Source organism: Pirellulales bacterium (assembly GCA_035546535.1).
In the GTDB taxonomy this organism is placed as follows: domain Bacteria; phylum Planctomycetota; class Planctomycetia; order Pirellulales; family JACPPG01; genus JACPPG01.
Window position 1 is genome coordinate 1 of the sequence record DASZWQ010000164.1, and the last position, 26,180, is coordinate 26,180.

Genomic DNA, 26,180 nt, shown 5'->3' on the forward strand with positions numbered 1-26,180 from the left:
TCGCGGCAAGTAACGCGCGGCTACGGTAGCTCGTTGAGCGTGTAGTACGCGTCGGGGTGCAACAGCTTCGCCCCGTCGGCGCTCGACATATCCTTCAATTGCAGGTGGTACACACGGCGCAGGTCGCGCTCGGGCACGATCAGTCGCGCCGACAACCCGTCCTCGGCCGTGTGTATCGCCTCGATTTTATTCTCGCGCCGCTCGATTTCCGGCGAGCCGTACGTATCCCAGTAGTGATACGTGTACGACTCGAGGAACCAGTGCGCCGGGTCGGCTGCCTTTGATTTGTCGATGGGCCGTGTGAATTTCAGATCCCAGCCCTCGGGCGTGACGTTCATCGACAGGATTTCGAACGGCACGTTGCCCGTGTACAACACGCGCTGCAAGCCGTGCGTTTGACCGCCGAGCGACCCCCAACCGCGGTTGGTCTCGCCGACGAAGAGCGTGCCGTCCGGCGCAAAGACCAGCCGATTAACGCCCGACTGAAAGCCGCTGCGAAAGCCGATGCAGGCGCCTTGCCAGCGTCCCTTCACTTCTTCGAGCGTGCAACGCAGGATCAGCGAGTTCGTCAATTCAGCGACCAGGCACTGACCCGCGAAAGGGCCGAAGCGTCCGTCCGTCGTGTCCCACACGGGCTCGGCCGTCGATCGCGCCACCGCGAGCGGGAACCAGATGGCCGGTTGAATTACCTCCGGCGTTTCGCCCGCAGGCACGTTCGGCATCCAGGGCAAACTCGCCTTGTGGCCGTAGAACTCCCCCTGACGAACCTCTTGCAACTTGCAGACGGGGATGTATTCGCCCTGGTTGTCCGTATAGAACAGCCGCCCGGCCGGATCGAAGGCCACGCCGTTGGGGCTGCGCAAGCCAAACGCCCATGGGACGATGCCGCCGCCGCGATCGATTTTTATCACGCAGCCGCGGAACGGCACTTCCGACAGCGGCGGGCTGAAGCCGAGATTGAGCGTGCCGAAAAAATCGCCCGCGCCGTTGCGCACGGGTCCGTAAGCAAATTCGTGGTAATTTCCCGAGATGCCGAAGCGATCGCAGACCGTGTCGTACTCATCGGCGACGTCATCTTCGTTCGTGTCGCGCAGTACCGTCATTTCCGGGCGCTGCATGACGTACAGCGAATGGTTGCCCTCGGGCAAGATCCCGAGCGGCTCGTGCAGGCCGACGGCGAATCGCTTCCAGCTGATTTCATCGACGTTTTCAGCCGTGGGGTTGCTGACCAGCCAGATGTCGCCGCGCCGGGTGGCCACGTACAACTTGCCGTCAGGACGGAACGCCAGGCCGCCGACTTCGATCAGCGTGTCCGAAGCAAGCGGCAAGCTTTCGATGCGATAGTGCTCGGCCTCGCCCTTGGGTGGAAAGTCGCGATCCAACAGGCGGTCGAGTTTGACTTGAAAGCGCGCCGCGACGAGCGGATTGAAATAAAAATTCCACTTGTCTTTGCGATGCGCCACTTTGATCAACAGGTCGTTCGCTCCCTCGCGCAAATCGAGCGTGGCCGTATCCTGCTCCATGGCCACGCGCGTGCCGGCGCCCGTGAAGATGATCGGCGTGCCGTTGAGCCAGCCGACCACCTTGTTTTCGCTGCCGATCGACACCTGGACCTTCATCGCCTTCGGGCTTTCGACCTTGCGATACACATAGCAGAGACAATCGTCGGACGTTTTGAATCGCGCCAGGCTGACACGTAAGCCGTCGCGCAGATTGACGCCGCGCCAGCGGGCTTTTTCCCCTTTACCTTCGTAGGTGGCGTCGAGCTTGATTTCCTGCTCGGGCGGGTAGACCTTGTCGAGCCCGCTACCGTCGGTGTTGTCGAACGGACCGATCAATTGCCACGTGCTGGGCCAGCGAATCGCGCCGCTGGCTTCCAAGGAAGCCTGACGCGTCGCCTCGCGCGAATCCTTTTTCACGTAGACGAGCTGATCTTGTGCGCGCGCCAAGTGGCTTGCAGCGGCGGTGTAAGCGATTGTCCATGCGATCGCCACCAGGGATGCTACGCGCGCGATGCTAAATCTCATTTCAATTCCTCCGCCACGAGCCGCTGCCAGGCGTCGGGCTGATTATCTTGCGCGGCGCAAATCGTGAGCGTTGCCGAACGCTCGCCCGCCGCGGCAGCTGGCGCAAGCTTAAGCAGCAGATGCCAGCGCTCGCCGTTCTTGTGCACGACCCACTGCGCGGGGCCTGACGAAGCCCGCAATCGCAGCAAGAGCGGGTGTCCTTGCTGGTCGATACGAATCCCGCCGTCCGAGGCCACCCGGGGTGTATCTGCCGCTAGCGTGCCCGAATTAGTACCGGCAATCCACTGCGGCGCGCTTTCTGACTCGGCCGTGAACAGCCAGACGTCCGAAGCCGGGGGTGCAGCGACTTTCAAATCGCGGGCGATCCCGACTCCTGCCGAGTTATTGATCGTGCTCACGCGTTCGGTGAATGTGGCCGGCCCGCCGGCTTCGAGCGCCAGCCGGTAACGCAGCGTGGTCGCCTGGTCATCGACCGAATACCCGGCCAGCGAAACCCGGTTGAAATGCAGCTTGCTGTCTTTCACCAGCGCGCCCAGTGCAGGGTCACCGCTCCGGCCCGCAAAGGTGGGCGCTATGGAATCGGTCGCGGTCACTTCCCAAGGACAACCGGGCGGAGCGTTCCAGAAGATTTTGCCCAGCACATGCGCCTCGTGCCCGCCGCGTCCGTTCCAGACCGGCCCTAGATCGAGGAACTCACCGCTCCAGGCGAAAGCGACGCGCCCCATTTGTGCATCGAAGGCGGCGTGCACGTTATTCGGGAAACGAACCGCCATGCCGCGCGGCGTCGTGCCGGGCAGGAACGTGCGAATCACGATCGGCCGATTGCCGGTGGCGAGCGTTTGCAGCTTCTTTTCTTCCAGCCCTTCCGGCGGCGGTAAGCTTTTGGCCAGCGTCAAGTATTTCCAGATCGCTTCGCGCTGCTGGTCAGGATCGCCGCCGAGCACGTCCTTGTAGGGGCTTTCGCCATTGAGAAAAATCGTCGGCATGCGTGTTCCCTGCTGGATACGCTGCGGGTCGTGGATCCAGCGCAGATACCAGGGATGACGAATGCGGCCGGGGACGTTCGCCAGATCCGGTCCACGCGTTCCGGTCGAGGGAACGCCCAACATGTCGTGACATTTCGTGCATCCGAATCCACGACTGCCAACAAGCGTGCGGCCGGATTCTGCCAGCGGAGTGTCGGGCGGTTCGTCGGCGTCGGCCTCTTTAACGGCGGGCTTCTCCGGCACGTCGGCCTCAAGTTTCATGGCATCGATCGCGGCAAGTTGCACCGGCAGGTCGACCACGCGCGCCTTGCCGAACCGCGGCATCTGCAACGACATCCACGGGCGCGAACGTTCGTCTGCCTCCAGTACGCCTCGCAGTGCTCGCTCGGTCAGCTTCGCCGTGACCTGCGTCAACGACGGTGGCGTAACCAGTTCGCTCGCGCCGTCTTCGCCGCTACCGAGTCGATTGATGTACTCAGGCGTCAGGCCGCCGTGACCATCGCGCTCGTGACAGGCCGTGCAGTTGAAACGGGCCAGGGCCAGGGCAGCTTCGTCTGCCGGCGCTCTAGTGGCCGGGGCCTTGATCGCGTCGCGCAGAAATGTCCGCACCATCGCGCGGTCGAGCGAGCCGCCGAATCGCGGGATCGCGGCGGAGTCGCCTGTCGCGATGTGCCCGCTTTCGGCCATGCACCCGCCAGTGGTCTTCTTGGCAATCGCCAGAAAATCGCGCTGACTGGCCGTCGGTTCCCAGGCGCGCGACTCTCCGCTCGGCTTGAATTCGTGACAGGCGACACAATGGCGCGAGCGCATCACTGCCTGCGCCAGCGTCGACAATTGTTCGTCCTGCGGAAGCGCCGCGAATTTAACGCGATTCGCTTCGTCCGCCTCATAGGCAGCGTAGGCAGACGTCACCAGCTCAGCCGCTGGAGCCGCGGGCAACTCAAGCGCGCCGGCCGCGTCCCGATCGAGCGTCATCACGTAGAGCGCTAACTGACGCTTGTCCAATTTGCCGAGCGTAAACGTCGGCATCCGACCGGCCGGGGCCACGGCATCAGGCTTTTGCAAGAAAGCTTCAATCGCCTCGGGCGTCGTCTTGTGGGCCAAAGCACGCAGAGTCACGCGCGGCGGACGATCTCCCTGCCGCTCGTGACAGACGGCGCAGCCGAGGCGCGCGAACAATTGCCCTCCCTCGGCCGCCGTTTGCTGCATGACTTCGGCCGGCGCGTCAGGCACGATCGCAATCGGCCCACCCTGACCGGCGAGAAACGTGGCGACGGCGAATCGCTCAACATCGCCGCGCTGGTCGGAAGCAAAAAGCTCCGGCATGACCGCCTCGGGCCGCAGCGCCGCGGGCTTGGCCAGCCAGTGATAAATCCAACCGGCTTTAATTCGCGCGCCCGCACCGGTCAGCCGTGGCGCCGGACGTTTCGCGAGTTGCTGGGAGAGCGGCAATTGGTCGTTGGGCCGATGACACGCCACGCAATTGTGGTCCTCGATCGCCAGGTGCGCCTGCCGGAACGTATCGCCCGGCAGCGGATCCTTCGCTTCGTGGCCCAGCGAGCGCGACGGCAGCGGCTCGCGCTCGAAACTCTCGGACTGCCAGTAGAGCTGTAGTTGTGCCGGTCGACCAGGCGCCGGTTCATAGCTCACTTCCAATCGGCTCAGTCCCAGCGGCAGTTCCACTTCCTGCGACGCCGTGTTGCCTGTGGATCGGTCGGATGCGTTGCCGAACGTGATGCGCTCCTTGCCGATCGAAAGCTCGGCCTTGCCGGTCAACTGGGCGTCGAACCGATACTTGCCCGGACGCAGGCTTTCGATCACGCCGCGATAGATCACTTGCCAGCCGTTGGCGGGCAATCGCGGGTCGGGTGATTCCTCCCCGGACAAGAGCAGTGCCGGCGCGGCCTCGTAACGCGTGAACTCGACACCCGATTCCGGATGTGCAAAGCGCGCGATCAGGCCGGGCAATCGCATCGGCCAGGCGTCTTCGTCGTTCTCGTCGGCGACGGCGCGCGATACGAGCGCGCCGACGACAATCGCGATGCCAAGGAGCATCACCAAAGGACAAAAGCGCCAACTTCCCGGCCGGACCGTAGTGCCCGGCGGGCCATATTGTGGATCACTGATCATCGGCAATGCGGAGGGGCTGGAAACAGCGGTCGGTGCGGGTGAGGCTCCCGGGAGGGCAGCAAACGGTTCCAGTCTAAGCTGCGAGTTGCCCGAAAGAAACCGGCCATCCGCCGGCAAGTGACCGCAGACTTTCGTGACGTCCCGCGCTGCGGATAGAATCGAAGGCACGCGATTTTTCGCCCCCACGACACACGTCGGCCCGCCCATGACGCATTCCGCCTGCACGAATTACCTGACGGCTACCCATCCCAACCGCCGCGAGGTGCTGCGCGCCGGAAGCCTGGGGCTGTTGGGCCTATCGCTGCCGGGCCTCTTTTGCGGCCGCACGCAAGGGGAGTCGTCTGCCGTCAGCGACGCAACATTTGGCCGCGCCAAAAGCTGCATCCTGCTTTTCATGTGGGGTGGCCCGGCGCAGCAAGAGACCTGGGACCTGAAACCGAACGCGCCGGCCGATATTCGCGGCGAATTTCAGCCGATTGCCACGCGCGTTCCGGGCATCGAGATCAGCGAGCATTTTCCGCAACTGGCCCAGCGGACCGATAAGTTGGCCATCGTGCGTTCGATGACGCATACGAACGTCGATCACACCACGGCCACGAGTTTTTTGCTCACCGGCGCGCCGTCGCCCACCGACGGCAAGCTGCGCAGCGACTGGCCACACATCGGCGCTGTGCTCGCGCGCCTGGGGCGCGGTCGCGGGCCGCTACCACCGTTTGTGTCGATGCGCCCCAAGCTGCCGAACGAGGTACCGCGCTTCGTTGAAGAGAGCCATGGGCAGTTCGCCGGCTGGCTAGGGCAAAGCTATGACCCACTAACGATCGATGCCGATCCCAGTCGTGACGACTATCACGTCGGCGATTTCGAATTACCGGCCGAAGTCTCGGTCGGTCGCTTCGACGATCGCCGTCGACTGCTGGGCGCGGTGAATCAAAGCTTGCGCGAGCGGCTGGAGCGCGACGCCGCCCTGGGCGTTTTCGACGGGCATTATCGCAAGGCGTTCGAACTTTTGGATTCGGCAACTGGCGGCGATGCTTTTGATCTCTCGCGCGAAGCGCCCGAGCTGCGCGATCGCTACGGGCGAAATCCGCATGGCCAGAGCGTGCTGCAGGCGCGGCGTCTGGTCGAGCGCGGCGTGCCGCTGGTGACCGTGTTTTGGCCCAATGACGGACAGAAGAACGTCAGCGTTTATTGGGACACGCACAATCGCAATTTTGTCGACCTGCGCGAGCGATTGATGCCACCGGCCGACCAGGCTTTCTCCGCGCTGCTCGACGATCTGACGTCGCGCGGCCTATTGGACGAAACGCTCGTGATCTGGACCGGCGAGTTCGGCCGGACACCGCGCATCGGACAGCGCAACAGCGACGCCGGCGCAGGAAGAGATGGTCGCGATCACTGGCCCGGCTGCTTCTCCACGGTGCTGGCCGGCGGCGGAATCCGGGGCGGGCAAGTCTATGGCGCCTCGGACAAGCACGCCGCGTATCCAGCGGCCGATCCCGTCGCTCCTGTCGACCTGGTAGCGACCGCGTATCATTTGCTGGGCGTAAACCCTCACCAGGAACTGCACGATCAGCAGGGACGGCCGCTGGTCGTTTGCCCGGGTACGCCCATCCATCGCTTGATGATGTAGCGCTACGCGGACTCGCATTCTTGGCGGGCGCTAGTTCCAGACTGAGAAGAATCGCTTTTCGAGCGCCGAGATCCGGGCTTTGGCCTGCGCCTGCTCATAGGCCTGGCGATACAATTCCTGGAAGGGGTTCACTTGCTGCTGTGCCGGAAACTGCATGACGAAGACCGGGCAGAGGGCAAAGCCAATCGGAACGCCTCGCTGGGGCTGGGCCGCTGTTTCGGGGCCTTGGTCCGAGAACATCTGGGTAAAGCGATTGGCATGCATGGCAGCGAATGTCCTTGTCTTTTACACCCGGGAAGCAGGGCGTTTAGCGTTGATATCCTTGAATCACTACTAACTCGATAAACATACTATCGTAACTTTACCATGCTTTCAATAGTAGCATCGGCAATTTTTCCGGTTTTTCCGACGTGACGAATTCCGTCCCGACACATCCGTTAAAGTGCCCCCCTCTTACCGGGTGCCACGCCTCTTACGGCGCCGTCCTGTTTCCAGGGACGCAAATTACGGGCGTGCGTCAAAAGCGACCGGCCGATCTCCTTCGTTACCAACAAAAAGCCCCGGGCCGGTGCCCGGGGCTTTTTCGTGAGTTCGTCGGCCAGTACGGTGGCATGCACCGATTAATAGGCGGGCGTGACCTCGCCCTGGCTGCGTGTTACCAGCGCGGCCAAGATGTTGATCGGCAGCGATTCATTGAGGAAGTGCACCGATCCGTCGCCGAATAGCGCGTTGGCGCCCGAGGTGTGGAACGAAAACACTTCGCCGGTGCCCTCGGTGTTGTAATAGGGCCAGGGAGTCTTGCCGCCGTTTACAACGCCGATGTCCTGCCCGTTGGTGCAATTAATACCGCAGCTTCCTGCCGGCGGACTGCCCGCGGACAGAGCACTCGGGTTGAACGTGCCGTCGGGATTCGAACCTTCGATAGCAAAGTCGTTGGCCGCACGAGCCCAACCGCCACCATTCACGCGGTTCACGGTCTGGTCTGTACCGAACAATCCACTTTTGCGATAGACGAACGGACGGCCGGCAGATTCGGCCAAGGCAATCGTGTTCGAAAGCCCGTCCGTAACGTCGGTCAGTCTCGGCGAGATTTTTTGTTGACCATTCGACGGCGGAATCGTGGTTAGCGTAGGATCGACCTGCGGCATCATGCCTGGCCCGGCATACTGCACAAGGGGCGTACCGCTCGCCGAGAGGGTCGTCGCTAACTGAGTCGCCACGCCGGTGGTGGCGCCGTAATCGGAGCACTTCACCTGCACGGGATTCGGCGAGCCGGTACCGTAGCCCGACGGCAGTGATGACGCCTGCGGGTCGGAATCCCAACGGTCGATGTCCGCCGCCGTGGACGGGCAGTTCAGGTTTGGAATGATCTGTGAGGCAACGTACAGATTATTAGCGGGCCAGGCAGTCGATTGATCGTCCCAGTTAAGCGCGGTGTTGTAGCTATTGACCAGATTGCCCCCTTCCATGTACGGAAGGACCACGGTGTATAGTGCCAGGCGGGCACCGACGGGAGGACGAATGGCCGTCGGCAAATAACCTTTCGTGTCGTGGAAATTCTGAATCGCCAGGCCCAACTGCTTGAGGTTATTGGTGCATTGCGTGCGCCGCGCGGCCTCGCGGGCCGCCTGCACGGCTGGCAATAAGAGACCGATCAAGATGCCGATGATGGCGATTACCACCAGTAGCTCGACCAGCGTGAATCCTTTCCGCGTCGCGTGACTGCTGCGAATCATCTTCATTCTCCGTGTCGACTGATTTTTTTGAATGGGAAAGTTCGTTCGGTGCCAGCGCGGCCAACAAAAAAAACGGCGCTAGCGCTTGAGCTTGAAGGTGGGTAGCTGGTTGGGCTGGGCGGCTACGTGAACTTCGAGCTTCGAAGTTTGTGGCGCCGAGTATTGCTTGGGAACCAGATTTGGGCCCATCACGTAGTCGTCCTTCTTGAGCACTGGTTTGAACCACTCGATCGTGGCCACATAGTCCCCCTCAGGCGCGCCGTCGGCCACGGCATAGGTTCCGACCTCGAAGGTGCCATCCGGTTTCACTTCGGCTCGTGCCGCAGGAATCTCGGCGTTCCCCTTCGGATGCAACACGACGACGGCCCCGGGGGTCGGCTTACCGTTCAACTCAACCTTGCCTTGCACCGGGTACACAGTGGCCCGCGGCGGCGCCGATTGACCGCAACCCATGATGAGCGCGCCAGCGAACGTGAATAGACACAGGGCCGCCAACGATCGCGAAGCAAACGGCTTCCCCACTTTTTGTTCAACCATTTCTTTCATGATCCGCATACTCCCCATGCTTTTTCGACGTAAGGTGCAGGACCTGGCGCCGAGTTCTCGGCAACACTTGTCACCCCTGGAACCAGATCATTACGGTCACGGTTCACGACCGTCCGATCGATGAGTTGTCGCACGCCTGCGATGCGCCGCAGGCATTGTTGCGTCAGTTGACGCTCGTAAAACGTCCTCACCTGTCCGCGTAAAGTTACCGTGCCTGCTGAAACCGAGACGGCCAGACGTCGCAGCGCTGGCATGTTGCATCCTTCCAAGAAGGCTCGTACGTTTTGCTCGATTTCAGAGTCGCTGTTCGGTTCGAAATCTTCGTTGATCTGAATCATGATTCGCAATTCCTGGCGCGTGAACGATTCGATGTGATGGGCGAGTGAACAGAAATTGCGGTTTACAGTAGCGGAACACGTTCGTCTCCCGTCAAAGGTTTTGCTCTATCGCTTGCTCGTCATTTCGAGCTGCGGGCGAGTCGCACGCGCTCGATCCGCTCGATCTGGATCACCACGCCGTCCTGGACCGTGATTGTAATCTGACCGTATTGCAGTCCGGACAAAGCTTGCCGCACTTGCGTCAAGACCTGGTCCACACGCGCATCGACCCGAGGCGTCAATGTCGTGGCGTCAACTCTGTGCTCTTCCATAACCACGTTTCCCGCAAGGTTGTTGATTGTCCCATTCCTGACCGGCACGACCGCGTGCTTCTCGATCAATTGACAGGGCAAATCACTCACGATTGAAATTCCTTTGCTGGGCAGATTACGCTCGGGTTTAAATCACGTATTCCGGCACATCAGCACCGTCCGGTACAAAGACGCGCACGCGCCGCGGCGAGACGTACAACGAGTCGCCGGCCTTCACATTCAGGTCGGCATAGCGCTCGGCGCTCAGCTCGACGTGCAGGCCCACGCCGAGTTCCTCCGAGTGGACAAAGACCTTGGCCACGCTGCCGGCGGCATTCACGCGATCGACGCGCACCCGCAAGCTGCTGGGACCGTCGGCCCTGTGATCGAGGTCCAGCTCGTGTGGGCGAACGTATAGCGTGGCGGGAACCGCCTGGTCGTGCGGATAGTCGGGATACTCGAGTTCCAAGCCACCGGCATGCGCCCGACCGTTTTGCAGCCGGCCATGAAACACATTGACATTACCGAGGAAATCCATCACGAAAGCGTTGGCCGGATGCTCGAAGACTTCTTCGGGCGTTCCCTCTTGTTCGACGCGGCCGGCGTGCATCACCACGACCTTGTCGGCCACTTCGAAGGCCTCTTCCTGATCGTGCGTGACGAAGATGCTCGTCACGCGGATTTCGTCGTGTAGGCGGCGCAGCCATTGGCGCAGCTCTTGTCGCACCTTGGCATCCAGCGCCCCGAACGGCTCGTCGAGCAACAGCACCTTGGGCTCGATGGCCAAAGCTCGCACCAGCGCCACGCGCTGCCGTTGACCGCCGGAAAGTTGCGCAGGAAAACGTCGTTCGAGTGCCTCGAGCCGCACGAGCGACAAGAGCTCGCGAACGCGCTGTTGCGCCTTCTGCTTCGACCAGCCGCGAACCTTCAATCCGAAGGCCACGTTGTCGAAGACGGTCATGTGCCGGAACAAGGCATAATGCTGAAAGACGAAACCGATGTTTCGTTCGCGCGCCGATTGGGCGGTGACGTCTTCGTTCTCGTAATAGATCGTGCCCGAGTCAGCCGATTCGAGTCCGGCAATGACCCGCAAGAGCGTGGTCTTGCCCGAACCCGACGGGCCCAAAAGGGCCGTGAGCGCGCCCCCTTCGGCTTCGACGCTAACGGCATCGAGTGCCGTGAAGCTCCCGAAGCGCTTGTTCACGTTGTCGACTTTGATACTCATCCTTGATTTCCTGCAGCCCGGCGGGCCGCGACAGGACGCGACGCAATTCCGCGCCGGTGTGAAATTTCGACGAACGAACGAGGCTGATGGCGAGGTGCCGCAATAGCCACCGCGGCGGGCTCGCCGACGGCAGTCCCGACCGTAACGCTACTAACTTCTTCTTCGCCGCCGGCCGGAGGCGCGGTTGCTTCGCGCAGTTGGGCGCGCGTCTTGCGTTCGATCGCCACCTTGGCGATCAGCGTCACCAGGGCCAAAAGCGTCAGTAGCGACGCAAGAGAGAACGAGCCCGGCGTGTTGTATTCCTGAAAAAGCTTCTCCACCCGCAGCGGCATGGTCTCGGTCCGCCCCGCGATGTGGCCCGACACCACGTACACGGCGCCGAATTCTCCCATGGCGCGGGCGTTGCACAGCACCACGCCGTAGAGCAGCCCCCACTTGATATTCGGCAGCGTGACGTACCAGAACGTTTGCCAGGCGCTGGCTCCCAGGCTGACGGCCGCGACTTCCTCGTCCGCCCCGATCGCTTCCATCACGGGAATCAGTTCCCGCGCGACGAATGGCAACGTCACGAAGGTGGTGGCCAGGATCAAACCCGGCAGCGCAAAGATCACCTTGAAGTCATGCTCGCGCAGCCAGGGACCGAGATATCCCTGCAATCCGAAAATCAGCACGATCGACAGGCCCGCCACGACCGGCGAGACCGAAAACGGCAAGTCAATCAACGTAGTGAGCAGCGTGCGACCGGGGAAACGGAAGCGAGCGATCGCCCAGGCCGCCGCGACGCCGAACACGGTATTCACCGCGACCGAAATGGGCGCCACGATCAGCGTCAGCAAGATCGCATGCCGCGTGTCGCGATCGACAAACAGGCTGTGCCAGTAAAGCTTCCAGCCGCCCGAGAACGCCTGCGTAAAGACGTTGACCACCGGGATGATCACGAGCATGCCCACCACGCCCAGGGCCAGCGCGATCAGGGTCCAGCGGACCAGCGGATGATCGGCGCGGGCCGATCCTTCGCGGACATTCGTAAGTTGCGTGGGGTTATGCATAGTGCCGCTTGCTCCAACGCTCCAGAACGTTGATCACGACCAGGAGCGAAAAAGACATGGCCAAGAGCACCACGGCGATCGCCGTCGCCTCGCTATAGGCAAACGACTCGAGCCGCGCCACGATCAGCATCGGCGCGATCTCGGTCTGAAACGGCTTGTTCGCCGAGACGAACACGACCGAACCGTATTCGCCCAGCGCCCGGGCGAGGGACAATGAGAAACCGGTCACCAGCGCCGGCAGCACCAGCGGAATGATCACCCAGCGGAAAGTCTGCCAGCGCGACGCGCCCAGTAGCGCCGCGGCCTCTTCGGCTTCGGCCTCCAGGCTTTCCAGGACCGGCTGCAGCGCCCGCACGACGAAGGGCAAGCCGATGAAGACCAGCACCAGTACCACGGCCAGGCGGGTGTATGCGGCGTGAATCCCCAGCGGCGTCAGATATTGTCCTAACCAGCCATTGGGCACATACAGGCTTGAATAGACGAGCCCCGCCACGGCGGTGGGCAAGGCGAAGGGGACGTCGACGATCGAGTCGAGCAGCCGCTTGCCGGGAAACTCGTAACGAACCAGCACCCAGGCGATCAACAAGCCGAGCGCGCTGTCGACGATCGCCGACACCACGCTCGCGCCGATCGTGAGGCCGTAGGCGGCGCGGGCCCGCGGCGTCCACACTGCGGACCAGAACTCCTCGGGCGACAACGAACTGGCTTTGATCGCGCACGCCGCCAGTGGCACCAGCACCATCGCCCCGAGGTATACAATCGTGAACCCCAAGCTCAGGCGGAAACCAGGGAGCACCTTGCGATTATTGTCAGCCATCGTTGGTTCCGGCTCTCGATCCTTCCGGCCAGAATTGTGGATTGGAATGGTTGTGGATTGCGGGCGAAAATGCTCGCGGGGCTATACGGGCCTACTTACCCTTGGCGGCCGCCTCGTAGATCTGGTCGAACACGGCGCCGTCCGCGAAGAACTCCGTAATCGCCTCGCCCCAGCCCGGCGCGATCTTCTCGATCGTGAACAGTTCGAGTGGTGGAAAGTCCTGAGCGTGCTTGGCAAGAACGTCGACGTCGATCGGGCGGTAATAGTGCTCGGCCGCGATCTCTTGCCCCTGGGGCGTGAATAGAAACTCCAAATAGGCTTGGGCAGCCTTGTCGGTCGCATGGCGCTTGACGTTAGCGTCGACGACCGCGACTTTCGGCTCGGCGCGAATGCTCAACGGCGGATAAATGATTTCCAATTTGTTGCCCGACTCGCGCACTTCCAGCCAGGCCTCGTTCTCCCAGGTCAGATGAACGTCGCCGATTTCTTTTTGGGCAAACGTTGTCGTCGCGCCTCGGGCGCCGGAATCGAGGACTGGCACGCGCTTGTAGAGTTCGGTCACATACTTCGTGGCGTCGTCACGCGAGCCGCCGCGGAGCAAGACGCTGCCCCACGCGGCTAGAAACGACAGCTTGCCGTTGCCCGAGGTCTTCGGGCTGGGGGTAATGACTGAAACGTCGCCGCGTACCAGGTCCGGCCAATCCTTGATCTGCTTCGGATTGCCTTGCCGCACCACGAAAACGATTGTCGAGAAGTACGGCAGCGAGTTATTGGGCAGCCGCTCTTCCCAATGGGCGTCGATCAGCCCCTTCTTGCTGATCGCATCGACATCCGACCACAGCGGCAGGGACACGATGTCCGCCTCGAGCCCGTCGATCACGCTGCGCGCCTGGCTACCGGAACCGCCATGAGACTGCTTGATCGAAATCTTCGGCGTGTTCTGCGCGTTGTACGCGGGAGCGAACTTCTCGTTTACCGCCTCGAAGAGTTCCCGCGTCGGATCGTACGAAACGTGTAGCAGCTCGACCTGGCCGGCCTCCCCGGAGCAGCCGGCGGCGATCGCCAAGATCACGATGGAGATGACTTTTCGCAGTCTCATGGGGCCCAGTTCTCACGTTCCTTGCGACGCATTGTCGCGGCAGTGTTTTTCCTAAGTCTCTATTTTGCAATTGCTTGCGCTATATCGCATAATCATTACTAACATGATTATGATGATAACTATCGTCATTTCAGTGCTGTTTGTCAAGCTGGTCGCGCCGATTTTGTCGGTAAAGGCAACGACGGCCCCCTTTATGCACCTCGGCCTGGAAGCTTTATGGACCAACGCCGGCCCTGGCAGCGGGAAATGCCGAGCGAGCGGGCTGGAATGTGGTACGATCGGACTCCCTTTCGAATCCAGGAAGTCGAAGGATGGCGGGAATTGAAGTTGCCCCGGTTACGAACGCTGCGGATCTGCGCGCGTTCATCGACTTGCCCTGGTCGATCTATCCGCGTAACTCGAATTGGGTGCCGCCTCTAAAGTCGGAGGTGCGGCACATTCTCGACCGCGACAAGCACCCGTTTTGGAAATTCGCCGAGCGCGAATTGTTCCTCGCTCGACGCCATGGGAAGACGGTGGGCCGGATCGCCGCGATCGTGGACCCCAACTACAACCGCTTCCACGAAGAGCGCATGGGGGCGTTCGGCTTCTTCGAGTGCTTCAACGATTCGGAGGCCGCGGCGGCGCTGTTCGACGCGGCGCGAAGCTTCGCCCGCGACAAGAAGATGTCTTTCGTTCGTGGACCGCTGAACCCTTCGACGAACTACGAGATCGGCGCACTGATCGATGGGTTCGAGCATCCTCCCGTCGTGATGATGCCTTGGAACTTGCCGTACTACAACGAGTTGATCGAATCGACCGGCTTTGCCAAGGAGAAGGACTTACTCGCCTTCTACATCGGTCCCAATGATTTCCCGGCCGAGCGCACCGAGCGACTGGCAAAGGTGATCGTGAAGCGCAACAACATCTCGCTGCGCTGCGCCGACAAGCGGAACTATGCCGGCGAGATGGCGCTGATCAAAGAGATCTATCACGCATCTTGGGAGCGCAGTTGGGGCTTTGTCCCCATGACCGACGACGAGATCAACGAGATGGGGCGCAATCTGCAGCGCTTCGCCGATCTCGACCTGGTCTTCTTCATCTATCACGGCGACGATCCTGCCGGCCTGGCAGTGATACTCCCCGACATCAATCCGATCCTGAAGCTGTTCAACGGCCGCATCGGTCCGATCGGGCTGGCGAAGATGTTGCTTTTCGGCCGGCGCAGGCACGGCTGGCGCGGAACGGTGTTCGGCTTCAAGGAACAGTACCGGAAGTTGGGACTGCCGCTGGTAGCCTTCGATTATTGCAATCGCGTGCTGCGCGATCCGCGCAAGCGATCGTCGTTCCTCGAATTGGGCTGGAATCTCGAGGACAATAAGGACATCAACCGGTTCGACACCGACGTCGGCGGCAAGATCTACAAGCGCTATCGCATCTACCGGCAAGATTTATAACGCTCGCTGGTCCGTACTCGGCGTTTTGTCGTCTCTGGCCGCCCTCGGCAAGGCCGGAACTCTGAGTGGACGGGCCTGCTGATTGCTTGCTCCGCGCCATCGGCCCTCTTATTCTTGGCCGAAACGCCCTGTCCGTGACGCAGCACAGCCTATCTTCGGAGACCTTCCCATGTCGCGTGCCCGATCACTATCGTCCTTCGCCGCCATGTTCGGCCAGCCGAGACGCTCGACAGCCTTATCGCGGCGCAGCTGGCTGTCGCTCTCGGCGGCGTCGGGCGTTGCGGCGGCGGCGGCGCTGGGCGCGCAAGCTGCCACGCCGGCCGTGGCAGCAGCGGACGACCCAAGTTGGAAAATCGAAAAGGGCCGCGTCAAACAGTCGGTCGTGCAGTGGTGCTTTAACCCTATGCCCCTCGAGGAGCTGGCCCGGGCCGCGGCGGCGCTGGGATTGAAATCGGTCGAAATCGTGGCGCCCGAGGATTGGCCCATCTTGAAAAAATATGGACTGGTCTGCGCGATGACCCCCAGCCACGGCTTCGTGCGCGGCCTGAATCATACCGAGCACCACGCCGAGTGCATCGAGAAATTAACCTCGGCCATCGAAGCCACGGCCGCCGCCGGCTTTCCCAGCGTAATTACCTTTTCCGGCATGCGCCAGGGACTTAGCGATGAAGAAGGGATTAAAAACACGGTGGCAGGCTTGAAAAAAATCCTGCCGCTCGCCGAGAAGCGCGGCGTGAACTTGTGCATCGAGCCGCTCAATACCCGCGTCGACATTGAAATGAAAGGGCACCCCGACTATCAATGCGATCGCGTCGAATGGGCCGTGGAGGTGTGTGACCGCATCGGCTCGCCGCGGATGAAGATCCTCTTCGATATCTATCACACGCAGATCATGCAGGGCGACGTGATCACGCGCATTCGTCAATTCAAGGATTACATTGGCCATTACCACACGGCCGGGGTGCCCGGCCGCAACGATCTGGACGTGATGCAAGAGATCAATTATCCGGCCGTGATGCAGGCGATCGTCGACACCGGCTACCAAGGTTACGTCGGCCAGGAGTACATCCCGCTGGGCACGGACAAAATCGGCGCGTTGCGCCGGGGCGTCCGCCTGTGCGACGTGTGAAAGAGCGGAAAAAAATCCGCCTTCGATGTCCGAAAATGGCGAGACCGGCGCTCGGCAGCCCGTAAGAATAAGGGCATGACCCTTGATCATGACGCCTGTTATCGAGCCCTTCTCGCGCGGGATGCCCGATTTGACGGGCTGTTCTTCGTTGGCGTGAAGACGACGCGGATTTATTGCCGCCCGGTGTGTACCGCGCGCACGCCCTTCCGGGTGAATTGCACGTTTTATCCGACGGCCGCGGCTGCCGAGGCCTCGCGATTCCGGCCTTGCCTGCGTTGCCGCCCCGAGCTGGCCCCAGGGCATGCCCCGGTCGACGCGACCCAGCAAATGGCCTGGCGCGCGGCGGCGCGGATCCAGGCCGGCGCGCTGACCGGCGGCAGCCTCGATTCCCTCGCCGAAGAGCTGGGGATCAGCGCCCGCCAACTACGTCGCGTGACCCAGCAACATCTGGGCGCCTCGCCGGTTGAGTTGGCGCAAACACATCGGTTGCTGCTGGCCAAGCAACTTTTGACCGAGACGCGTCTGCCCGTGATCGACGTGGCCCTGGCCAGCGGGTTCAGCAGCGTGCGCCGCTTCAATGCCCTGGTGCGCAGCGCCTACAAGATGACGCCCCTCAATATGCGGCGCAAGAACGGCGCCGAGGTGACCGGCCAGCCGCTGACGATAACGCTCGCTTATCGGCCGCCGCTGGCCTGGCCCGAATTGCTCGCCTACCTGGCCGGGCGCGCGATGCCAGGCGTCGAGCTGGTCGAAGGCGACGCGTACATGCGCACGATCGCCATGGGGCGTGAGCGAGGATGGATCAAAGTTCGTCCGCGCCACGAGCGAAATCAGCTGATCGTGGAGGTAGCGCCATCGCTTCTGCGATTCCTGCCCGAGGTCATCGTGAGGCTGCGCAATTTATTCGACCTCAATGCGCGCCCCGACATCATCGCCGCGGCTTTGGCGCGGGATTCTGGAATGCGCTCGGCGGTGCGCGAGCACCCGGGCTTGCGCGTGCCGGGCGGATTTTCCGAGTTCGAAGTGGCAGTGCGGGCGATCATCGGCCAGCAAAACAGTGTCCGTGCCGCGACGACCATTTCCGGTCGCCTGGCCGGCGAATTCGGCGAGAGCATCGTCACGCCTCACTCGTCGCTGAATCGATTGACGCCATCGGCCGAGACACTGGCCTCGGCGACGCCGAAGCGGCTCGGCAACTTGGGACTGACGTCACGCCGTGCCGAGTCGATCGTCGCGCTCGCCAAGGCCGTGGCCGATCGCAAGATCGCGCTCGCGCCCGGCGCACCACCGGAAGAAACCGTCGGGGCACTGGTCGACGTTTCTGGTATCGGCGATTGGACGGCTCAATACGTCGCGATGCGAGCCCTGCGCTGGCCCGACGCATTTCCCGCCGGCGATCTGGTCCTGCGACGCTTCCTCGGCCAGGGGAATGTACGCCGCGCGCGCGAAAGAGCCGAAATCTGGCGCCCGTGGCGGGCTTACGGCGCGATGCACGTGTGGCAGATGAGCCAGCAGTAATCGGCGAAGTCTTTGCAGCAGGATGATTTCCAATACAACCAGTAACCAATGAAGGCTCTGCAATGAAAACCGATGACCGTTTTCGCTATTCGATCGATTGCCCGAGCCCAGTCGGCGTTTGGACCATCCTTTCCGACGGGGCTGCGGTGGTGGGCGTGTATCTGGCCGGGCAGCGGCATCTGCCGATCATTCCACGGGATTTGCCGACGAATGCCGTGTGCAAAAAAGCGGCAAGACAGATCACGGAATACTTTGCCGGCAAGCGTTCTGAGTTCGATCTGCCGCTTGCGCCTGCTGGGACCGAGTTCGAAGAGCGCGTCTGGAATGCGCTTCGAGAGATTCCCTACGGCACGACCTGGAGCTACGGTCAACTGGCGCGACATATCGGCGCGCCCAAGGCGGCTCGCGCGGTCGGCGCGGCCAATGGACAGAATCCGATCGCCGTGATCATCCCCTGCCATCGCGTCATCGGGTCAAACGGCAAGCACGTGGGCTATGCCGGCGGCCTGAACGTGAAGGCGTGGCTGCTCGAGCACGAGGCGCCGTTCGCCCGCCCCACGAAGCGCCGTGGCGAGCGCCTGCTGCCTCTGTAGCGAACCGGCGGTGACTTGCCGGAGAGCGAGACGGCCGCGTGTCGGGATCCTTCTTCGACCAGCGTCGCAATTTCTGTCCAGAATTGCGCACGTAATTTATGGCCTTTTCGTGGCGCGTTGAACTCGACGTCGCGCCGCGGGCTTCGCGGCGCTTGCGATCGGACGCTGACTGCGCCGGGCACCGCGCTCGCGCATGACCTGCAGCTCCAATCGCGCTGCGCCGTCATGAGCCCATTCTTCCAGGCGGCCCAACCATTCTTGAGCCTTGTTGCTGTGTAGTGGCAGGTCTTCGATCTGATTTTCACGCGAATTGTTGGCCATTCCGCGCACCAGCGCCGCAACGTCCAGGAGGCGCAGCGCCAACGCGTCGAGGTTTGCCGGTGAGTGGGGAATCAAGGTCATAAGTCACTCGATAAAAAGGCGTTTTTCGCGACCCCCGCACAGCTATCGTAGCTATGTCGGCCGCTGCCTGTCGAGTAAAAACTAGTGCATCTATTGCAGAAAGGCACTATTTAATTAGCGCAAAAAATGGTCAAAACTTTGTTTGAAATTAGGCCACCTTTCCGCATAGCATGAGCCCGTTCGGTTGCGGGGATCGCCCTTCGCGGCGTCGGCCGGGCCGGTTTTTTTGGTCGGAGCGGGCCATGCTCTCGTCTCGAAGCGGCGGTGTTACAGCTCGTTGCGGCAGCACTTGCGGGCGCTCGCAGCGGCCGTGCGGCGCGGCGCAAGACGACCAGTTCTCCGAAGACTTCGATGACGCGGAAGCCGAAGACGACGACGCCCCGTCACCCGAGGGAGAAGATCCCCCATGGTGGCACGACGTTGGCGTCGATTTCGACGACCAAGAGCCGGAGCCAGAACCAGGCGATTTCTGGCCAGACATCGAGGACGAGTTTCGTCAAAAACCGAAGAACCGCTTTTTTGCGTCGCGACTGCCACTACGACTGCTGGCCGCTGAAACACTCCACGGATGACCATGTCCCCTTAACAAAATCGAGGATTTAGGACGGACCGATGATTCCTCCTGCTCTTGTTGCTGAGGTAAAGCGTCTGTTGGCGGTGCCCGGGTTATCGCAACGAAAGGTGGCGGCGATCACCGGAGTGAGCCGTGCTTCGGTCGGGGCAATCGCGTCAGGGCGGCGCCCGGAGTATCCGGCGCGCTGCAGTCCCGACGACTGCGACGAAGAGATTCCGCTCGGCCCGGCGGCGCGCTGCCCGACCTGCGGCGGCAAGGTTTATATGCCGTGCCACCTGTGCCGGGTCCGTTCGATCAAATCGAAAGAACGCGAGCAGCGCATGCGGAGTATCTCCGAAACCACCTGGCGTTTGGCCCGGGAATCGTCGTAGCCGGACATCGCGCTTTCATGGACAGGCCAGTTCGCGACAGAGCTCGCCCCGCCGCTGGCGGAATTGTCGCAGCTTGGCCGAGTCGCTCATCTATCCGCCGCAGGCGTGAATCCGGCCTGTTCCTGCATTATCATGGTTCTGCGTCCCTGAGCCCGGTCGATGGACCGCTCGAATCTCCCCGCAGGACTTCCCGCCGATGACTCTCGCCTCGTTCCGCCTGCAGAACCTTCGTTTCAAAATCGTGCCGGCTTTTGCGCTAGCTGCCCTTGGCATCAGCATCGCGGCGGCCGCCCGGGCCGAAGGGCTGCCTCCAACCGAGGCGCTCAAACACTTCCAGGTGCCGAAAGGCTTTCGCTTGCAATTGTTTGCCAGCGAGCCGGAAATTCGTCAGCCCGTTTCCATGACGTTCGACGCCCGCGGGCGAATGTGGGTTATCCAATATCTGCAATACCCGACTCCCGCCGGCCTGACGGCCGTCAAAGTCGATCAGTATTTGCGCACCAAATACGACCGCGTCCCCGACCCGCCGCCGCGGGGGCCGCGCGGCGCCGACCGGATCACGATTCTCGAGGACACCGACGGCGACGGCCACGCCGATGCGGCCAAGGATTTTGTCGATGGTTTGAACCTGGCGACCGGGCTGGCCATCGGCCATGGCGGCGTGTTCGTCGTGCAAGCGCCGTATCTGCTTTTCTATCCCGACCAGAACGGCGATGACGTGCCCGACGCGGATCCGGAAGTGCTGCTCACAGGCTTCGGCCTCGAAGACGCGCATGCACTAGCGAACAGTTTGCAATGGGGGCCGGACGGCTGGCTGTACGGCGCGCAAGGAAGCACGGTCACCGCCAACATTCGGGGCGTGACTTTTCAGCAGGGCATCTGGCGCTACCATCCACGAACCAAGAAGTTCGAATTATTCGCCGAAGGAGGGGGCAACACCTGGGGCGCTGATTTCGATCGCCACGGCAACATGATCGCCGGCACCAACTGGGGCGAGCGTGCCATGCTGCACCAGGTGCAAGGAGCCTACTACGTGAAGGGTTTTGCCAAGCACGGAGAATTACAAAACCCGCACGCGTACGGCTACTTCGAGCACGTGCCCTACACCGGTTTCAAGGGAGGCCACGTCACCTGCGGCGGCATCGTTTACCAGGGGGGCTCGTTTCCCGAAGAAATCTGGAATCAGTACATCGCCGCCAACGTGCTGTCGAACGCCATCTATTGGCACAAGATCACCCGGCAGGGATCGAGCTTTGCGAATACTTTTGGCGGCGAGCTGGTGACGACCGACGATCATTCGTTCCGCCCGGTCGACTGCACGGTCGGTCCCGACGGCAGCCTGTTCATCGCCGACTGGTACGACAAGCGCGCCAACCACGTGGATCCGAAGGACGATTGGGACCGCTCGAACGGACGCATCTACAAGTTGGTGGCCGATGGCACGCAACCGGTAACGGGCTTGAATCTGGTGAAGCAATCAAGCAACGACTTGCTGAAACTGCTCACGAACCGCAACGAGTGGTACTCGCGCGAGGCGCGGCTGATCCTGGCCGAGCGACAAGACAAAAGCATTCTGCCCGGCTTGCGCGCGAGCGCACAGCAATCGACCGACCAGCGGCTGGCCATCGAGTCGTTGTGGACTCTCTATCAGTGCGGCGGATTTGATGAAGCGCTCGGGCTGGAATTGCTCGCGCATCCTTCCGAGGACGTGCGGACGTGGACCATCCGGTTGATGGGGGACGAACAGCAGGTTTCACCGATCGTGGCCGCCCGATTCCTGTCACTGGCACGCCAGGAGTCGAGCCCGACCGTTCGTAGCCAACTTGCCTGCACCGCCAAGCGCCTGCCCGCGGCGCAGGGATTGCCGCTCGCCGCGGCGCTACTCACGCGCGACGAAGACACAACCGATGCCCACATTCCGCTGCTTCTGTGGTGGGCTGTCGAAGACAAAGCCGTCTCAGACCGTGAACAAGTGCTGGAACTTTTCGCCACGCGAGACGCGTGGAGCCATCCGCTCGTTAAAGAATTCGTCCTGCCACGGCTGGCGCGTCGCTATGCCGCCGGGGCGACGGCCGAGGACTTCGCCGCTTGCGCACGATTGCTCGATGCCGCGCCGGGCGAAGCGGAATTCGACATCCTGATTGCGGGCATGGAGAAAGGATTGCAAGGGCGCAAGCTCGCCACGGTGCCGTCGGAATTAGCAGGGGTCGTCGACCGGCTGCGCGTCGAAAACGAATCACGGCCTGAGCGGATTCGCTTCGCGATTCGCTTAGGCAGCCACGAGGCCTTTGCCAGGGCGCTCGTGCTCTTGTCCGACAAGAAAGTATCGCAGGCCGATCGACTGGCGCTTATCGATATCGTTGGACAAGTCGACGATCCGGCGTCGGTCGAACCACTGTTGAAACTGCTGAACGACGCTGAGCCAGCATCGATTCAAACCGCGGCGCTGACGGCGCTCGAAAGGTTCGCCGATCCGCGCATCGGCGACGCAGCGCTGAAACTGTTGCCGCAGGCCGATGCGGCGGTGCGCACGCGGGCGCTGACGCTCTTGTGCGCGCGGGCCGCGACCGGACTAGCGCTGCTCGAGGCGGTGGACCGCGGCGACCTCAAGCCTGACCAGGTGCCGGCGGCACAGCTGCGCCAGATCGCGCTCTTCAAGCAGCCCCGCGTGGAAGAATTGCTGTCGAAACATTGGGGGAAAGTGGCCCAGGAGACACCGGCCGAAAAGCGAGCCAGGATTCACGGCATCAGCGTGTCGATGAACCTGACGACCGGCGACGCCGTGCGCGGCAAGCCGCTGTTTGCCAAACATTGCGGCATTTGCCACACGCTGTTCGGCGAGGGGAACAAGGTCGGCCCCGATCTTACCGGTGCCGAGCGAAAAAATCGGGAGTTCTTGCTCACCAGCATCGTCGACCCGAACGCCGTGATCCGCAAGGAGTTCTTCAACTACAACCTGGCCACCAAAGACGGCCGCGTGCTGACGGGCTTGATCGCGGAAAGCACGCCCACGACGGTCACCATTCTCGACGCCAAGAATCAGCGAACGACCGTCGCCCAAGATGACGTCGAAACTTTGGAACCCGCCCCGCAATCATTGATGCCGGAAAAGATTCTCGACGAGCTCGACGCCGATCAGGTGCGCGATCTGATGCGCTATCTGCAAAGCGACGCGCCGGCGCCGGCCGATGCCGGCGCGGGGCGATAGTTATCGACACGCAGTTTCCTGTACATGGGGAATTCGAGTTTGCGACATTAGCCCGAAGCGCCAGCGAGGGACTTACGGCGTTGCTACGTCGACGAGCTTCCGATACTTACGTTTCAGGTGTCGCAAATCCCTCGCTGGCGATTCGGGCTAGTACCGGCTACTCCGACGTGCATTACGAGTGCTGAACGTTGCACGACTCACCGGCGGCCGTGCCTGCCCCGCTGTCAGACGGACTCTCTATCGCCGCCCTAGTCGCGCTGCTGATTCGCGCGGCTGATCAGATATAGTAACGTCAAAGCCGATTGCAGGGTTGCTGCAACGTACGTCCAGGCCGCGGCGTTCAACACGCGGTTGACGTAGACCATCTGATCACGATCGGCGATCCCAAGCGTCACGAGTTCCGCCTTTGCGCGGTTGCTGGCGTCGAACTCGACAGGCAGGTTCACGACCTGGAAGAACACCACCGCGGCAAAGAGCGCGATGCCCGCGTACAACAAAAGCGGCAGATGGGCCAAGAGGCCGATAAAGAACAACACCATGCTAAAGCCGCTGCCGAAGTTTGCGACCGGCACCGCGGCGTTCCGAATCGTCAACGGCGCATAATGCCGGGCATCCTGGATGGCATGCCCCGCTTCGTGCGCGGCAATGCCGACCGCGGCCAGCGAACGGCTCTGATAAACCTCCGGACTGAGGCGCAACACTTTGTACCGCGGATCGTAATGGTCCGTCAGTTTGCCGGGAATCTGCTCGATCGAAATGTCGTTCAGCCCCGCCGAATCGAGCACATGGCGCGCGGCGGCCGCGCCGCTCAAGGGCGCCGGTTGCTGCTGGGCCTCGGCATAGGCGGCGTGAACCCGCATCTGCGCCCACATGGCCAGCAAGAAGGCCGGGGCCAAATAGAGCAGGTAGTGATAGTCAAAATAGAACATCGAAAGCTCACTCCGTTCTCTGGAATTGCCGCGGGTTGGACGTTCGGCCGAAAAACGCAGCCTGAATGGAATTCGTCCGGCGGCAGGGAATGTTGGTTTGTAGGGCTAGTCGCCCTATTCTACGAATCGCGACCGCCGGGAGTTGCCGGCCCAGGCGGCTCGCGGCGATATCTTGTTGGAATTAAAGGATTTCCGCAAGGCGGGTCCGACTCGATCGTGGTACCTTTTGTGGCCGCCATCCGGTAACGGCAGGCGCGTTTCCTGTTCCAACTCCATGACCGCGTTTGTCCGTAACCTGACCGCGCAATTGGCCGCGCCCCGATTTCCGTGCTATCTTTCCAGCGGTGAAATCTAGCCTGACTCTTGGGTGAAGGACCGCCCACCCACCCCGCGGCGCAGGGAGGCACGCGAAAATCGCCCAAGACTTTGGGCCAGCGAGCCCCCTCCTCATGTCGCACGCATCGAACGTGTCTGCGCGTCTTTCCCTCGTTCTCTTATTAGCCGTTTCCACGCTGCCGCTCGTGAGCGGTTGCAACGAAAGCGAAATCTCGCGCGCCAGCGCCGCCACGCCGCGCACCAGCAGCGAGAATGTGCCCGCCGCGGACGAATTCCGCGACCGTATCGACCGGGCGATTGCACTGACCGCGCAGCGTCACCTGGTCGCCGAGAGCAACGCCGCCTGGCAAGTCGTACACGGCATTCTGGCGTTCGGGCCCGACCTGCAACTCGACGTGAATGGTAAGCCGACCTCGGCTTTGGCCTATTTGCAACAAGGGGGCCGTCTCACCGGCTGGAACCTGATTCCAGGCGACAAGGGGTTGGAAGCTCCACTCGAACCCGCCAGCAAGACCGGCCAAGGGCACGAGGATCAATGGCTGGGCTACCTCTCGCTCATCGGTCTGCCCGACACGACGCCGATCAAAGTCGGCGGCAAGACTTATACGGTTCGCGATTTGGTCACGCAGGCGCAATGGGACATTTACGACGGGATGGAGGCGACCTGGTCCCTGATGGGCTTCACCGCTTACCTGCCGCTCGATGCTCAATGGAAATCGAAGGACGGCAGCGAATGGACGATCGAGCGTGTGGTGGGGATGGAGGCGAAACAGGATTTGCGCCGCAGTGCCTGCGGCGGCACGCACCGTTTGACGGCGCTAACCGTGGCATTGAATAAGTATCTCGACGCGGGCGGCAAGCTGACCGGCGGCTGGAAAGCAGCTTATGACAAGATCTACGGCGAACCCGGTGGCGCCATCGCCGTGATGAAGGCCTATCAGCAGCCCGATGGGTCGTTCTCGTCCGACTATTTCAACGGCGCTCGCTGGACCGGCGACATCGGTCAGCGGATCGGCACGACAGGACACACGCTCGAGTTCCTGGCTCTGTCCGTGCCCGAGAGTGAACTGAAATCGCCGTGGCTGACCCAGTCCGTGAATTACCTGTGCAAGATGCTCGAAGAGACCCAGGACTACGAGCTGGAATGCGGCGGTTTGTATCACGCGGCCCGCGGACTGAAGATTTACCGCCAGCGGCGGTTCGGCAAACCCGACCATTCCTTGACGAACCCGGCGGCAACTTCTGATCCCGCGCCGCCGGCACTCTAAGCTTCGCGGCCAGTATCTGACCGCAGGCTGGCAAGGCTACTTGATCGGCGAATAGTCGGTGGGCGACAGGAACTGCGAGATCACCTTGCCGACCAGCGCGCCATTCTTGTGCGATTCCTTATAGGCGGCCTGCCATTCGGGGTCGGCCATGAAGGCCTTCCAGGATGCCTCGCGCGCCTCGCGGCTGGGATAGGCGAGGATGTAGACCAGGGTGCGCTTCGCTTCGTCGCTCAGTTCTCCCTTGGCGTCAGGCAGCGGGGTCCAGTAACCGACGAGCGTCATACCGTGCTTCTGGAACAGCCGGTTGGTGTGGTCGCGGAAGCGCTTGTGGAGGTCTTCGAGCTTCCCTTCGTTGGCGACATAGGTCCGCATCTCAAAGAAGCGATTGCCCGACGCCGCCGCGTCGCTCTTCGCTGCGCTCACTTCGTCCGCCGTCGCCTTCAGCGGCCAGTTATTTACGACGATCGAAACCGCCAGGCCGGCGAGGAACGTCAACACGACCACGACGGTCGGCTTCTTTGCAGCGCGAGCGAGCATCGAGAA

Annotated in this window: 23 protein-coding genes; 9 read left to right on the forward strand and 14 right to left on the reverse strand. The window is 62.0% G+C overall.

The features are described 5' to 3' along the window. Positions 1-20 precede the first annotated feature (20 nt). Positions 21-2,027, reverse strand: a complete 2,007-nt coding sequence (locus VHD36_19480) for a hypothetical protein (protein HVU89519.1) — start codon at positions 2,025-2,027, stop codon at positions 21-23. Next, complete coding sequence (locus VHD36_19485) at positions 2,024-5,143, reverse strand: hypothetical protein (protein HVU89520.1); 3,120 nt, start codon at positions 5,141-5,143, stop codon at positions 2,024-2,026. Before VHD36_19485 ends, VHD36_19480 begins: the two co-directional genes overlap by 4 nt. 205 nt (positions 5,144-5,348) lie before the next feature. Here VHD36_19485 and VHD36_19490 point away from each other — a divergent pair, with 205 nt between their 5' ends. Next, positions 5,349-6,773, forward strand: coding sequence for a DUF1501 domain-containing protein (locus tag VHD36_19490; protein HVU89521.1), 1,425 nt, complete (start codon positions 5,349-5,351; stop codon positions 6,771-6,773). A gap of 30 nt (positions 6,774-6,803) precedes the next feature. Here VHD36_19490 and VHD36_19495 read toward each other — a convergent pair whose 3' ends face one another. The 9 genes from VHD36_19495 to VHD36_19535 form a co-directional block, all read right to left on the reverse strand. Next, positions 6,804-7,037 (reverse strand): hypothetical protein, encoded by a 234-nt coding sequence (locus VHD36_19495; protein ID HVU89522.1) that lies wholly within the window; start codon positions 7,035-7,037, stop codon positions 6,804-6,806. A 356-nt stretch (positions 7,038-7,393) separates the two neighbouring features. Next, on the reverse strand, positions 7,394-8,509 hold the full coding sequence (locus VHD36_19500; protein ID HVU89523.1) for a DUF1559 domain-containing protein: 1,116 nt from the start codon (positions 8,507-8,509) through the stop codon (positions 7,394-7,396). Between the two features lie 78 nt (positions 8,510-8,587). Then, complete coding sequence (locus VHD36_19505; protein HVU89524.1) at positions 8,588-9,055, reverse strand: hypothetical protein; 468 nt, start codon at positions 9,053-9,055, stop codon at positions 8,588-8,590. Further along, a complete protein-coding gene (locus VHD36_19510) occupies positions 9,052-9,393 on the reverse strand; it encodes a BON domain-containing protein (protein ID HVU89525.1) in 342 nt (113 codons plus the stop codon). Before VHD36_19510 ends, VHD36_19505 begins: the two co-directional genes overlap by 4 nt. Before the next feature lie 119 nt (positions 9,394-9,512). Then, positions 9,513-9,794, reverse strand: coding sequence for a YezD family protein (locus VHD36_19515; GenBank protein ID HVU89526.1), 282 nt, complete (start codon positions 9,792-9,794; stop codon positions 9,513-9,515). A 37-nt stretch (positions 9,795-9,831) separates the two neighbouring features. Continuing rightward, positions 9,832-10,908 carry a sulfate/molybdate ABC transporter ATP-binding protein gene (locus VHD36_19520; protein HVU89527.1) on the reverse strand — a complete coding sequence of 359 codons (1,077 nt, stop codon included), beginning with the start codon at positions 10,906-10,908 and terminating at the stop codon, positions 9,832-9,834. Continuing rightward, the gene (cysW, locus tag VHD36_19525; protein ID HVU89528.1) at positions 10,905-11,957 is read right to left on the reverse strand and encodes a sulfate ABC transporter permease subunit CysW; all 1,053 of its coding nucleotides are present in this window, start codon (positions 11,955-11,957) and stop codon (positions 10,905-10,907) included. Before cysW ends, VHD36_19520 begins: the two co-directional genes overlap by 4 nt. Next, complete coding sequence (gene cysT / locus VHD36_19530) at positions 11,950-12,774, reverse strand: sulfate ABC transporter permease subunit CysT (GenBank protein HVU89529.1); 825 nt, start codon at positions 12,772-12,774, stop codon at positions 11,950-11,952. Before cysT ends, cysW begins: the two co-directional genes overlap by 8 nt. 91 nt (positions 12,775-12,865) lie before the next feature. Further along, positions 12,866-13,873 carry a sulfate ABC transporter substrate-binding protein gene (locus tag VHD36_19535; protein HVU89530.1) on the reverse strand — a complete coding sequence of 336 codons (1,008 nt, stop codon included), beginning with the start codon at positions 13,871-13,873 and terminating at the stop codon, positions 12,866-12,868. A 311-nt stretch (positions 13,874-14,184) separates the two neighbouring features. Between VHD36_19535 and VHD36_19540 the strand changes: the two genes are divergently transcribed. The 4 genes from VHD36_19540 (at position 14,185) to VHD36_19555 (ending at position 18,549) form a co-directional block, all read left to right on the forward strand. Further along, the gene (locus VHD36_19540; GenBank protein HVU89531.1) at positions 14,185-15,309 is read left to right on the forward strand and encodes a hypothetical protein; all 1,125 of its coding nucleotides are present in this window, start codon (positions 14,185-14,187) and stop codon (positions 15,307-15,309) included. Between the two features lie 169 nt (positions 15,310-15,478). Beyond that, a complete protein-coding gene (locus tag VHD36_19545; GenBank protein ID HVU89532.1) occupies positions 15,479-16,438 on the forward strand; it encodes a TIM barrel protein in 960 nt (319 codons plus the stop codon). 75 nt (positions 16,439-16,513) lie between these two features. Then, a complete protein-coding gene (locus VHD36_19550) occupies positions 16,514-17,956 on the forward strand; it encodes an AlkA N-terminal domain-containing protein (GenBank protein ID HVU89533.1) in 1,443 nt (480 codons plus the stop codon). A gap of 62 nt (positions 17,957-18,018) precedes the next feature. Continuing rightward, positions 18,019-18,549 (forward strand): methylated-DNA--[protein]-cysteine S-methyltransferase, encoded by a 531-nt coding sequence (locus VHD36_19555; protein ID HVU89534.1) that lies wholly within the window; start codon positions 18,019-18,021, stop codon positions 18,547-18,549. Between the two features lie 96 nt (positions 18,550-18,645). Here the strand turns inward: VHD36_19555 and VHD36_19560 are convergent, their stop codons facing one another. Further along, positions 18,646-18,951 carry a hypothetical protein gene (locus tag VHD36_19560; GenBank protein HVU89535.1) on the reverse strand — a complete coding sequence of 102 codons (306 nt, stop codon included), beginning with the start codon at positions 18,949-18,951 and terminating at the stop codon, positions 18,646-18,648. 242 nt (positions 18,952-19,193) lie between these two features. Between VHD36_19560 and VHD36_19565 the strand changes: the two genes are divergently transcribed. The 3 genes from VHD36_19565 (at position 19,194) to VHD36_19575 (ending at position 23,104) form a co-directional block, all read left to right on the forward strand. Next, entirely contained in the window at positions 19,194-19,523 is a 330-nt protein-coding gene (locus VHD36_19565) for a hypothetical protein (GenBank protein ID HVU89536.1), read from the forward strand. A gap of 40 nt (positions 19,524-19,563) precedes the next feature. Next, positions 19,564-19,896 carry a helix-turn-helix transcriptional regulator gene (locus tag VHD36_19570; protein ID HVU89537.1) on the forward strand — a complete coding sequence of 111 codons (333 nt, stop codon included), beginning with the start codon at positions 19,564-19,566 and terminating at the stop codon, positions 19,894-19,896. Positions 19,897-20,092: 196 nt separating this feature from the next. Beyond that, positions 20,093-23,104 carry a PVC-type heme-binding CxxCH protein gene (locus VHD36_19575; GenBank protein ID HVU89538.1) on the forward strand — a complete coding sequence of 1,004 codons (3,012 nt, stop codon included), beginning with the start codon at positions 20,093-20,095 and terminating at the stop codon, positions 23,102-23,104. 248 nt (positions 23,105-23,352) lie between these two features. Here the strand turns inward: VHD36_19575 and VHD36_19580 are convergent, their stop codons facing one another. Beyond that, positions 23,353-24,033, reverse strand: coding sequence for a zinc metallopeptidase (locus VHD36_19580; GenBank protein ID HVU89539.1), 681 nt, complete (start codon positions 24,031-24,033; stop codon positions 23,353-23,355). A 449-nt stretch (positions 24,034-24,482) separates the two neighbouring features. Here VHD36_19580 and VHD36_19585 point away from each other — a divergent pair, with 449 nt between their 5' ends. Then, on the forward strand, positions 24,483-25,637 hold the full coding sequence (locus VHD36_19585; protein HVU89540.1) for an ADP-ribosylation factor-directed GTPase activating protein isoform b: 1,155 nt from the start codon (positions 24,483-24,485) through the stop codon (positions 25,635-25,637). A gap of 36 nt (positions 25,638-25,673) precedes the next feature. Here the strand turns inward: VHD36_19585 and VHD36_19590 are convergent, their stop codons facing one another. Next, a complete protein-coding gene (locus VHD36_19590; protein ID HVU89541.1) occupies positions 25,674-26,174 on the reverse strand; it encodes an NIPSNAP family protein in 501 nt (166 codons plus the stop codon). Between the last annotated feature and the right edge of the window lie 6 nt (positions 26,175-26,180).